This is a genomic window from Actinosynnema sp. NPDC059797 (genome assembly GCF_042732085.1).
GTDB lineage: Bacteria > Actinomycetota > Actinomycetes > Mycobacteriales > Pseudonocardiaceae > Actinosynnema.
The window spans coordinates 1-11029 of record NZ_JBHWIE010000082.1; the positions used below are offsets into that span (position 1 = coordinate 1).

Consider the following 11029-nt stretch of genomic DNA (forward strand, 5'->3'; position numbering starts at 1 on the left):
GTCCACCACACCGCCCGCGGTGAACGCGGACGCACCCGCCCCGGCGGTGACCGGGGGCGCGGACACCGTCATCACGCTGCTCCTGAACTCCACTGACCTCCCCGCCGCTGTGGCGGGTGGGAACTGTGGCACAGACCAGCGGGCCACGACGCCGATCTTTCGCCCGATCGGGTTCATCCGGGCGAAAGATCACCGTGACGTGCGAACCGCGCCGGGCCGGAAGCGTGACAACCGGCCACCACGGGGTGGAACCGGGGGGGCGACGGCGATCGCCCCCCGGGCGCTCACGCCCGTTCCGGCACCCGTTCCGGCACCGCGCGGGCGACCGGGGCCGGATCCGAGGCCCCCGCCGGGGACGGGCGGAACTCGCGGCGCACCCACAGCGGCCCGAGCAGGAGCAGCAGCAGCCCGGCGACCGGCATCATCGAGGCGGCCAACTGCTGCCACACCGTCAGGTCCATCGGCTCCGCCGGGAACTCCTCGACGCCCACCCACCAGAACACCCGGAGGGTGAACACCGCCGCCAGCAGGGTCGTCACCGCCGCCAGGCCGACCGAGCGCCGCCGGTGCGCCCGCACCGCCAGCCAGACCAGCAGGGGCACCACGTACACCCAGTGGTGCTCCCAGCTCACCGGCGACACGAGCAGCCCGGTGAGGGTCGCGGCGCAGAAGCCCAGGAAGTCCGAGCCCCTGCGGTGGACGTAGCGCGCCACCGCGAGCCCCAGCACGCCGACCGCGACGAGCACGGCCAGCCACCACACGGCGAACACCTCGCTGCGCAGCACCCTGGCCATCGCGGCGGCCAGCGACTGGTTCGGCGTGCTGAACACCGCGCCCGCGCGGGAGGAGTGCAGCACCAGCCCGCCCCAGTACTCCAGCGAGTCCGCGGGGGCGACGGCGAAACCGACCCCGACCGTGCCCAGGAAGGCCAGCACCGCGTTCCGCGCCGCCCTCCACTGGCCGGTGACCAGCAGGTAGAGGACGAACATCAGCGGGGTCACCTTCAGCGCGGCCGCCACGCCGATGCCGACGCCGCGCCACCGGCCCGCGCCGCGGCGGAAGTCGAGCAGCACCAGCAGGACCAGGAACGCGTTGATCTGCCCGAAGATCAGGTGGATCCGCGTCGGCAGCAGGCAGAACACGAGCGCCAGGCCGACTACGGTCAGGACCACCCGCGCCCTCGTGCCGTGGACGCCGGCGATGCCCAGGGTGAGCCACACGACCGCGCCCAGCGCGACCAGCGTCGCGGTGTTCCACACCAGGGCGGCCGTCCCGAACGGCAGGAAGGTCAGGGGCACGAAGAACAGCACCGCGGTGAGCGGCGGGTACAGGTACGGCATGGGCCCGTACAGCGGCGACATGATCACCACGTCGTACAGGGACACCCCGTCGCGCACCGCCTGACCGCTGGCGACGTAGACCCAGAGGTCCGCCATCCAGCGGACGCCCCAGTGCGGGTCGCGGGTGTAGACGGCCTGGGCGACCAGCGCCAGGGCGAACGCGGTGGCGGTCACGGCGGACCAGGTGAGCACCCGTGCCCGGGTGTCAGCGGGAGTGAACACGGTCGTCGGCCTCTCTCGTGGGACCGGGGGTGGGTCGACCTGGTGGGCAGGGGCCGAGCAGCAGGTCGTCGTGGGTCGCCAGGCGCACCCGCGCGCCCTCGACCCCGAGGCGCTCCAGGACGCCGAGCGCGTCGAACTCGTCGCAGCCGTTGAGCAGCGCGCCGACCGCGCCACCCTCCTCGGCGACCTCGTCGGTCACCCGCAACGCGCCCGCCGGGATGCGGGCGCCGGCGGGCAGCCGCACCAGGGCGGCGATGTCGGAGCGGGCCCGGCGGCGCTGGGCCCGGTGGCGGTCGGCGCCGACCTGGTGCTCGACGGCGGCGGCCAGCAGCCGCGCGGTGCGGTCCCAGCGGAACCCGCCGGCCCAGTCGCGGCACCGCCGCGCGATCCGCCGGGCGTGCCGGGGGTCGGCCAGCTCGGCGAGGTGGCGGGCGACGGCCGGGCCGAGGTCGTCCGGCGACCGCACGACCTCGCCGACGCGGACGAAGTCCCGCGCGCCCACGGCGTCCAGCGCCACGCACGGCACGCCGTGGGCGGCCGCCTCCAGGACGGCGGAGGCGGACACCTCGTCGGTGGTCGCGGAGACCACCAGCCACGCCCGGCGCAGCAGCGCGGCGCGCTCGGCCTCGGACAGCCGACCGTGGAACGTCACCGCGCGCGCCACGCCCGCGCCGTGCGCGGCCAGGCCCGATGGGGACCCGTCCGACGCGTCACCGCGCGACCCCGGCACCCCGGCCGGTCGACGCGGCAGCGCCTTGGGCGCCCGGTGGCGGAACACCGCGCTCGCGCCGCGCCCGTCGCCGACAGCCCCGCCACGCGGCTCCGCCGACCGGCCCACCGGCACGGCGCGCTCCGGCACCCGTCGGCGGAATCCCATACCCTCGCGGGGCCCGTCGCCGACCACCTCAACGCGCAACCCCGGCACCCCCGCCAGCCGGCGCAACAGCGGGTCCGGGCGCCACTCGGGCGCCGGTGGCGCGAGCACGACCACCACGGGGTCGGCGGCGCGGTCGGCGGTGTCCTCGGCGCCCACCGCACCGGGCGGTGCGATGAACACCGGTCCGCGCACGCCCGTGCCCCGGCGCAGCGCGTGGCGCGCCGACGGCGACGTCACGACGGTCGCGCGGCGGTCGCGGGTCCACCTCGCCAGGAGCTTGGCCACCGCACCGCCGCGCGGCCGGTCGACCACCCGGTGCGCCACCCGCACGACGGGCACCCGCCGGCCGGCGACCAGCGGCACCGCGAACGCCGGCCCGGTGGTCGCGTCGACCACCGCGTCGAACCGGCCGCCCCGGCGCAGCAGCCACAGCGCCGTGCGCGCGCCCGGCCACCCCGCGGAGCGCACCACCTCCACGCCCTCCACGACCTCGCGGGCGGGCGAGCCGGGCGGCCTGGTCACCGACCACGTGACCCGCGTGCCGGCGGCGGCCCAGCGCCGGGCGACCTCGTGCAGGTAGCGCTCCGCGTCGCCCGCCAGCGGGTGCCGCACGTCGCGCTCGCCGACCAGTAGCACGCGGCGCCCGGCGCTCATCGCGCCTCGACCCGGTACAGGCGCAGCAGGTCGGCGAACGCCGCGCGGCCGTCGTGCAGCGGGCGGAAGGTCGAGCGCTCGTCGTCGGTCCAGGACACCGCGACCTCGGCGATGCGGCCGCCCGCGAGCCGGATGCGGTGCAGCAGCTCGACGTCGAACGCGAACCCGTCGACCCGGCACCGCGCCAGCGCCCGCTGCACCGCGACGCGCTCGAACAGCTTGAAGCCGCACTGGGTGTCGTGGACCTCGGGCACGAGCCGGCGGGCCAGCGCGCGGAACACGGCGCCGCCCACCCGGCGGCCCAGCGGCTGCGGGCGCACCAGCTCCGCGCCCGGCGCGTGCCGCGACCCGATGGCCGCCGCCGCGCCCGCCTCCAGCTCCGCCACCGCCCTGGTCAGGGTGTGCACCGGGGTGGACAGGTCGGCGTCGACGAACCCGACGAACCTGGACGTGCTGCTCTCGATGCCCCGGCGCACCGCCGCGCCCTTGCCGGGCCTCGCGCAGCCGATGACCACCACGTCCGGGTGGTCCGCGACGGCGGTGGCGGTGCCGTCGGTGCTGCCGTTGTCGACCACCACCACCCGCGACCGCCACGGCCGGTCGGCCAGGAACGCGGTCAGCTCCGCCAGGGTGCCGGGCAGCCTGCCCGCCTCGTTGAACGCGGGCACCACCAGCTCCAGGTCGACCGCGGGGCGCGGCGCGGGGGCGACCCTGCGGCGCGGCGGCGACTCGGCCGGGTGCGCGGTCACGACGGTTCCCCTTGCGCGTCGGCGACCAGCGAGCCGCGCGCGGTGGTGTGCCGGGAGGCGAACAGCTTGGGGTGGTTGGCGCGGATGCCGTCGACGACCCGGTCGTAGGGCACGTCGTCGAACTCGCCGTGCTCCCGCAGGAACTCCATGTGCCTGCGGCCCTCTTCGTCGTAGGGGTGGTACATGCTGTCGCTGCGGCCGTCGAAGTCCAGGGGCTTGATCCGGTAGAGCTTGCACAGCACCTTGTTGAACACGGGCGTGGCGCGCACCCACTTGCCGTCCAGGAAGACGGTGGTGAGGCTGTGGTAGGTGAAGACGTTGCCGCCCATCAGCTCCTCCAGCCGGGGCGAGGCGAGGTGGTTGCGCACGTCGCCGTAGTAGATGCGGCTGGGGATGCCGACCGCGCGCACGGCGGCGGCGTACACGATGGACTTGTGCACGCAGAAACCCAGGCCCCGCCGGATGGTCGAGCTGGCCTTGAGGCCGTCGCGGGACAGGTCGGCGCCGTAGACCTCGTAGTGGATGCCGTCGCGCACGGCGTAGTAGAGGGCGCACGCGCGCTCCACGTCGGTCATGCCCCGGCCGTCGTCGGGCAGGGTCTTGCGCACGAAGTCGCGCACCACGTCGCTGTCGTGGTCCAGGAACTCGGTGGGCTTCAGCAGGTCGGCGTGGGACAGGTCGGCGTTGACCGCTTGCACTGACATCGTTGCTCTCCCTCTACAGACCGATCATGGAGGCGATGCGCTGCCGCTGGATGTCGGAGGTGCCGGAGTAGATGGTCCCGGCGACGGCGTTGCGCAGGTCCTTCTCCAGGCCGTACTCGGCGGTGTAGCCGTAACCGCCGAACAGCTGGACCGCGGCCAGCGCCGTGTTGACGTTGGCCTCGCTGGCGATGATCTTGCTGATGGCCAGGTCGGTGGTGACGTTCTCACCGCGCTGGAGCTTGACCGCGGTGTCGTAGAGCCACTTGCGGGCGGTGTCGACGGCGATGCGCATCTCCACGACCCGGTTGGACACCGACTGGAACGACCCGATCCTCTGCCCGAACTGGACCCTGGTGCGCGCGTAGTCCACGCAGCGCTCCAGGCGGTGCTGCATCTCGCCGACGTTGATGATGAAGGAGCACAGGATCTCCCACTTCATCACGTGGTCCAGGATGAGGAACCCCGCGCCGGGCGAGCCGACCACGTTGGCGGCGGGCACCCGGCAGTCGTCGAAGAACAGCTCGCTCAGCGGCGAGGTCCGCAGGCCCATCTTGGCCACCGGCTTGCCCACGGTCAGGCCGGGCGTGTCCCGGTCGACCAGGAACGCGGTGATCGCGGCGGGGCTGCCGCGCTTGCCGGTGCGGGCGTAGACCACGACCACGTCGGCCAGGGGGCCGTTGCTGATGAACGCCTTGCTGCCGTTGAGCACGTAGTGGTCGCCGTCGCGGACCGCGGAGGTGCGCATGCCCATCACGTCCGAGCCGCCCTCGGGCTCGGTGATGGCGTGCGCGCCGATGATCGAACCGTCGCACACCCGGGTGAGGTAGCGCTCCTTCAGCTCCCGGGAGCCGAAGCGCTGCAGCGGGACACCGGTGCTGACCATGTGGGTGGACACCGAGAAGCCGAACCCGCCGTCGCGGCAGGCGTGGCCCAGGCCCTCCAGCACGTGCATGGTGGTCAGCAGGTCCTGGCCGAGACCGCCCCACTCCTCGTCGAAGGGCAGGCCCAGCAGCCCCGTCTCGCGCAGGGCCTTCCAGGCGCCTTCGGCGAACTCGCCGTCCGCGTCGCGCTCGACGTGGCCCTCGCCGAGCAACGGCCCCAGTTCCTCGATCGCCGCGCGCAGCGCGCGCTGGTCCTCGTTCCACTCGATCACCTGTGTCACGCCCTTCCCGAGACCGCGATCCGCCGTGCGCGCAGGGCGTTGCGGTCGACCTTGCCGGTGGAGGTGCGGGGCAGCGCCTCGTCGCCGATCTCGAACGCGCCGGGGATGGCGGTCCGGGGCAGCTCGGCGGCGCAGTGCACCCGCAGGTCGAGCCCGTTGAGCCGGGAGCCCGGCGCGCGGCGGACCACGGCGTGCAGCACGTTCCCGGCCTCCTCGTCCGGGACCGCGACCACCGCGGCCTCCAGCACCGCGGGGTGCGCGAGCACGACCTGTTCGACCTCCTGGGTGTTGGTGCGCACGCCGCGCACCTTGACCTGGTGGTCGTTGCGGCCGGTGAGGTGCAGCAGGCCGGCCTCGTCGCGGCGGACCAGGTCGCCGGTGCGGAACCAGCCGTCCCGCCACCGCTCGCGGTTCAGCTCCGGGTCGAGGTAGCCCTCGGCGCGGAAGGGGGTGCGCACCACCAGTTCGCCGCTGTCGGCGTCGCGCCCGTCCTCGTCGAGGACGCGGAACTCCACGCCGGCGATCGGCGTGCCGATCGGGGTGGGCGCCCGGGTCGGGTCGATGCGGTGCAGGAAGCTGTCGTTGGTCTCGGTGCAGCCGTAGACGTTCCACAGCCGGGCGTTCGGGAACGCCGCCGTGACGGCCTCCAGCAGCGCGGGCGGCGCCACGTCGCCGGTCAGCAGCACGTCCCGCACGCCCGGGAAGACCCGCCCGGTGGCGGTCACCAGCCGGAAGAACAGCGGGACGGCCTGCACCACGGCGGGTTGCCGCTCGACGCACAGCTCGGCCAGGTGCGCGCCGTCGGTGGCGCGCCCGGGGTCGACCAGGTCCGCGCACGCGCCGGCGGCCAGCGCCGCCCACACGTCCAGCAGGCACAGGTCGAAGTTGAGCGGCGCGTAGTTGAGCACCCCGACGCCGGGGCCGATGTCGAACGCCCGCGCCGCCCAGGCGAGGAAGTTGTCCACCCCCTCCTCGGACAGGACGACGACCTTCGGCGTGCCGGTCGAGCCGGAGGTGGTGAGCAGCAGGCCCGGTCCGGGCAGGGACTCGGGGTCCGCGCCGGTGGTGCGCGCGCCGCCCGGGGTCAGCACGTGCGTGCAGCCGACCCGCTCGCACAGCCGCAGCAGGGCGTCCGGGCCCAGCGAGGCCGACGGCAGCAGCACCCGCCTGCCCTGCCGGAAGCACGCGATCAGCAGGGCGACGGTCTCCGGCGACTTGTGCGCGGGCACGCACACCGGCACGTCGGCCGGGATGCCGGCGGTCAGCGCCTCGGCGTCGCGCGCCAGCAGGTCCAGGGCGGCGTAGTCCACCTCGGCCCCGGCCCAGGACAGCGCCTGGGCGTGCGGTCGGGCGTCCACCTGCGCGGCGAACGCGGTCAGGAAGGATCGGGTGGGCATGGGGTTCCTCTCGGGTCGGAGGAGGTCCGGTCAGCGGCGGGCGGCGAGCAGGCCGCCCCCGCCGGGCACCGTCGCGTCCAGGTCGGTCAGGTCGAGCAGCCGCCACAGGCACGCCTGGTTCGAGGTCACCACCGGCACGCCCAGCTCGCGCTCCAGCGCGTCCACGGCCTCCCAGGAGCGGAAGCCGCTGCCGGGCAGCAGCACGCCGTCGGCGTGCGCCGGGAAGGCGGCCACGACCTGGCGGCGCACCTCGTCGGGGTCGACGTCCCAGCGCCCGCCGCGGTCGAACAGCCGGTGCCGCTCGACGCCGTCCCAGCGGGCGCCCAGGCGGAAGGGCTCCAGCGCGGCGGGCTCGAACCCGGCCGCGGTCAGGTAGGACTCGGTCGCGGCGAAGGTCGGCGCGGTGAACCACGGCGGCGCGAGCACCATCGGCCGGCGCACGCCGAGCGTGGTCAGCGCGGCGCGGATGGCCTGCCCGGCGGTGTAGACGGGGGTTCCGCCGGCCAGGTCGGTCGCCGCGGCGGTGAACCCGTCGTCGAACCCCAGGCCGCCGAAGAAGCTGGCCGAGCCGAAGCACAGGCAGATCGCCGACACGTCGAGCTGCCCGAGCTGGACCAGGCCGCGCCGCACGTCCGGCGCGGTCACCAGCCGCTCCCAGGACTCGTCGGTGTACTCGGCGCCGGTGCTGGTGGGGCTCTCGAAGCGGGCCGCGTGCACGGTCACGCCGGGCGGCGCCATGGCCCACAGCTCGGCCTCCACCACCGGGTCGTTGTGCACCACGAGCACGCCGAGCCGGGCGACCCAGGATCGGGCGCTCACGACCGGCCCCCCTCGCGCCGGGCCAGCCCGAACCAGGCCAGCACCGCGCCGCCCGCCGCCGCGATCGCCGTGGTGGCGAACGCCCACGCGAAGGCGTCGGGGCCGGGGTCGGCGCCCAGCACCAGGACCAGCACGGCCACGCCGAGCGCGCCGGCCATGTACTGGGAGGTGGTCATCAGCGCGCTGCCCACGCCCTGGTTGCGGTCCTCGACGTCGGCGGTGCCCGCGATGAACATCGACACGTAGGTGACGCCGTGGGCGAAACCGGTGATCAGCAGGCCGGGCAGCAGGTTCAGGACGTAGCTGTCGCCGTGCACCTGCAACGCCAGCAGCAGCAGGCCGGCGGCGTCGGCGACGAACGCCAGCGCCAGCGTCGCCCGCACGCCGATCGCGCCGACGATCCGGGCGGCCACCGAGTTTGCCACCGCGATCGCCACCGCCATGGGCAGGAACGCCAGGCCCGCCGCGAGCGGGTCGTACCCGCGCAACTGCTGCACCAGCAGGGTCACCACGAAGAACTGGTTGCCGACGCTGGCCATGTAGAGCGCGGTGGAGCCGCAGCCGACCAGCAGCGAGCGGGTGCCCCGCAGCACCGGGTCCACCAGCGGTCGCTCGCTGCGCCGCTCCTGGAGCGCGAACGCGACCAGCAGCACGGCCGACGCGCCGAGCGCGGCCAGCGTGGCGGGGTGCGTCCAGCCGCCCGCGGACGCCTGGGTCAGCGCCAGGGCCGCGGACAGCACGGTGCCGGTGCACAGCACCGCGCTGGGCACGTTCAGCCCGCCGCGCTCGCGGTTCGCGGTGTCGTTGCGGGGCAGCAGCTTCGGCGCGGCGAGCGCGCACAGCACCGCCAGCGGCAGGTTGATCAGGAACACCCACCGCCACGACACGGTGGTCAGCAGGCCGCCGATGATCACGCCGGCGGCCAGGCCGGACGCGCCGACCGTGCCCCACACGCCCAGCGCCCGGTTGCGCTCGGGGCCGGCCGCGAACGACGTGTTGATCAGGGCGATCACCGCGGGCTGGAGCACCGCCGCGGCCACGCCCTGGGCGGCGCGGGCCACCAGGAGCATCGGGGCGCCCGGCGCGAGCCCGCCCACCAGCGACGCCACGCCGAACAGCAGCATCGCGGCGATGAACAGGTTCCGCGGCCCGAACCGGTCCGACGCCCGGCCGCCCACGACCAGGAAACCGGCGAAGAACACGGCGTAGCCGCTGACCACCCACTGGACGGAGCTCTCGGTCAGCGCCAGCTCCGCGCCGACGCTGGGCAGCGCGATGTAGACGATGGAGTAGTCGAGCGCGATGAGGAACTGGGCCACGGCGAGGATCGCGAGCGCCGCGTTCGCCGAGCGGCCGCGCACCGCTTCGGTGCGGGGGCTGGTCATGGTGATCACCTTCGGGGAGCGAGCGGTAGCAGGGCTTCACCGAGCCGGACCGCGTCGGCGTGCACCTCGCGCGCCCCCGCGGTCAGCAGCTCGTCGGGTGTGGCGACGCCGGTGGCGACGCCGAGCGCGTCCATGCCCGCGGCACGCGCCATCAGCACGTCGTCCACGGCGTCGCCGACCACGACGCAGCGCCCCGGCGGGACGCCCAGGGCGTCGGCGGCCAGCAGGGCGAGGTCGGGGTGCGGTTTGCCGCGCTCGGCCATGCCGTGGCAGGACAGGACGTCGAAGTGCGGCAGCAGGCCGGTGGCCTCCAGCAGCTCCACCGCGCTGCGCCGGACCTTGCTGGTGACCACGGCCAGCGGGCGCCCGTGCTCGCGCAGGCCCGCGAGCAGTTCGGGCACGCCGGGGAAGACCAGGTCGGCCGCCGCCGGGACGACCAGCTCCGTGAACAGCGCCCGCGCCCGGTCGGCGGCGCGGGCGGCGTCGGGGTGGTCGGCGGGCAGGTCGAGCAGCAGAGCCAGCGAGGCGACCAGCGGGCGGCCGACGGTGGCGCGGAGCCGGGGCTCGTCCGCCGCGCCGCCGAACTCCGCCACCACCTGCCGCAGCACGGTGGTCATGCCGGCCGGTGTGTCGACCAGCGTGCCGTCCACGTCGAACAGGACCGCGGTGCTCACACCCGCTCCCCGAGGGCCTGGTCCCCTGCGCCCCGGTCCCCTGCGCCCTGGTCCCCTGCGGACCGGCCCTTGAGGGCGACGGCGACCTCGGCGGCCAGGGCGCTGGTCGACAGCAGCACCGAGCGGTTGGCCTCGCCGGTGCGGCCCCGGGTGGCCTTGCCGACCGCGCTGAGGATCGCGGGCGTCATGTCCTTGCCGCGCACCCCCGCCGCCTCCGCCTCGGCCTGCTTCTCGCGCACCAGGGCGTAGACCTCGTCCGAGGGCAGCGCGTCGGCGGCGTCGATCGGGTGGGTGATGAGGAAGCCGCCGGTGTTGCCGACCGCCCAGTGCAGGCGCACGGCCGCCACCAGTTCGGCCAGGTCGTCGACGCGGCGCGGGTTGCGCTCGCCGCTGGAGACGCTGTAGTAGGCCGGGAAGTCGTCGCAGCGGTAGCCGACCACCGGCACGCCGAAGGTCTCCAGGTACTCCAGCGTGAGCGCCGGGTCGAGCAGCGACTTGGCGCCCGCGCAGACCACGGCGACCCGGTGGCGGGTGAACTCCACGAGGTCCGCGGAGATGTCGAAGCTCCGCTGCGCGCCGAAGTGCACGCCGCCGATGCCCGCGACCGCGAACACGTCGATGCCGACCCCGCCCGCCGCGACCAGCGCCGCGGAGACCGTGGTGCCGCCGTGGCCGCCTCCCGCCAGCACGGGGCCGATGTCGCGGGCGCCGACCTTGGGCACCGTCGGCGTGGTGGCGAACAGCTCCACCTGCTCGTCGGACATGCCCACCACGAACCGGCCGGAGACGATGCCGGTGCGGGCGGGCACGGCGCCCGCGGCGCGGATGGCCTTGTCCATGTCGAGGGCGGTCTGGAGGTTCAGCGGGTGCGGCAGGCCCTGCACCACGCCCGAGGACTCCAGGGCCACCACCGGCAGGCCCGAGGCCAGCGCGTCGGCGACCTCCTCGGAGACCGAGAACAACTCGTCGCGTGTGGACACTGTGGGTTTCTCCCGTCGTCGGTCCGCGGGTGGTGCGGGGAACGCCCTGTTCCCCGCACCGCCCGT

At 75.0% G+C, this 11029-nt stretch carries 10 protein-coding genes; all 10 read right to left on the reverse strand.

Going from position 1 to position 11029, the window contains the following annotated elements; all coding sequences use genetic code 11:
- Positions 1-284 precede the first annotated feature (284 nt).
- From ACFV4N_RS20230 to ACFV4N_RS20275, 10 genes are read right to left on the reverse strand one after another with little or no spacing between them, the layout of a single operon-like run.
- The gene (locus ACFV4N_RS20230; RefSeq protein WP_499674097.1) at positions 285-1562 is read right to left on the reverse strand and encodes a glycosyltransferase 87 family protein; all 1278 of its coding nucleotides are present in this window, start codon (positions 1560-1562) and stop codon (positions 285-287) included.
- The gene (locus tag ACFV4N_RS20235; RefSeq protein WP_499674098.1) at positions 1546-3093 is read right to left on the reverse strand and encodes a glycosyltransferase family 4 protein; all 1548 of its coding nucleotides are present in this window, start codon (positions 3091-3093) and stop codon (positions 1546-1548) included. Before ACFV4N_RS20235 ends, ACFV4N_RS20230 begins: the two co-directional genes overlap by 17 nt.
- On the reverse strand, positions 3090-3842 hold the full coding sequence (locus ACFV4N_RS20240; protein ID WP_499674099.1) for a glycosyltransferase: 753 nt from the start codon (positions 3840-3842) through the stop codon (positions 3090-3092). The genes ACFV4N_RS20235 and ACFV4N_RS20240 overlap by 4 nt, the downstream gene beginning before the upstream one ends.
- A complete protein-coding gene (locus tag ACFV4N_RS20245; protein WP_499674100.1) occupies positions 3839-4546 on the reverse strand; it encodes a transglutaminase-like domain-containing protein in 708 nt (235 codons plus the stop codon). Before ACFV4N_RS20245 ends, ACFV4N_RS20240 begins: the two co-directional genes overlap by 4 nt.
- A gap of 13 nt (positions 4547-4559) precedes the next feature.
- Entirely contained in the window at positions 4560-5708 is a 1149-nt protein-coding gene (locus ACFV4N_RS20250; RefSeq protein WP_499674101.1) for an acyl-CoA dehydrogenase family protein, read from the reverse strand.
- Entirely contained in the window at positions 5705-7105 is a 1401-nt protein-coding gene (locus ACFV4N_RS20255; RefSeq protein WP_499674102.1) for a class I adenylate-forming enzyme family protein, read from the reverse strand. The genes ACFV4N_RS20250 and ACFV4N_RS20255 overlap by 4 nt, the downstream gene beginning before the upstream one ends.
- A gap of 30 nt (positions 7106-7135) precedes the next feature.
- On the reverse strand, positions 7136-7924 hold the full coding sequence (locus tag ACFV4N_RS20260; RefSeq protein ID WP_499674103.1) for a maleate cis-trans isomerase family protein: 789 nt from the start codon (positions 7922-7924) through the stop codon (positions 7136-7138).
- Positions 7921-9309 carry an MFS transporter gene (locus ACFV4N_RS20265; protein ID WP_499674104.1) on the reverse strand — a complete coding sequence of 463 codons (1389 nt, stop codon included), beginning with the start codon at positions 9307-9309 and terminating at the stop codon, positions 7921-7923. Before ACFV4N_RS20265 ends, ACFV4N_RS20260 begins: the two co-directional genes overlap by 4 nt.
- A 5-nt stretch (positions 9310-9314) precedes the next feature.
- A complete protein-coding gene (locus ACFV4N_RS20270) occupies positions 9315-9983 on the reverse strand; it encodes an HAD family hydrolase (RefSeq protein ID WP_499674105.1) in 669 nt (222 codons plus the stop codon).
- A complete protein-coding gene (locus ACFV4N_RS20275) occupies positions 9980-10963 on the reverse strand; it encodes a pseudouridine-5'-phosphate glycosidase (protein WP_499674106.1) in 984 nt (327 codons plus the stop codon). The genes ACFV4N_RS20270 and ACFV4N_RS20275 overlap by 4 nt, the downstream gene beginning before the upstream one ends.
- Positions 10964-11029: the final 66 nt, after the last annotated feature.

Excerpts from the sequence above, each read along its gene's own strand:
- ACFV4N_RS20235 (WP_499674098.1), bottom strand. The coding sequence starts at position 3,093 with ATGAGCGCCGGGCGCCGCGTGCTACTGGTCGGCGAGCGCGACGTGCGG.
- ACFV4N_RS20245 (WP_499674100.1), bottom strand. The coding sequence starts at position 4,546 with ATGTCAGTGCAAGCGGTCAACGCCGACCTGTCCCACGCCGACCTGCTG.
- ACFV4N_RS20255 (WP_499674102.1), bottom strand. The coding sequence starts at position 7,105 with ATGCCCACCCGATCCTTCCTGACCGCGTTCGCCGCGCAGGTGGACGCC.
- ACFV4N_RS20265 (WP_499674104.1), bottom strand. The coding sequence starts at position 9,309 with ATGACCAGCCCCCGCACCGAAGCGGTGCGCGGCCGCTCGGCGAACGCG.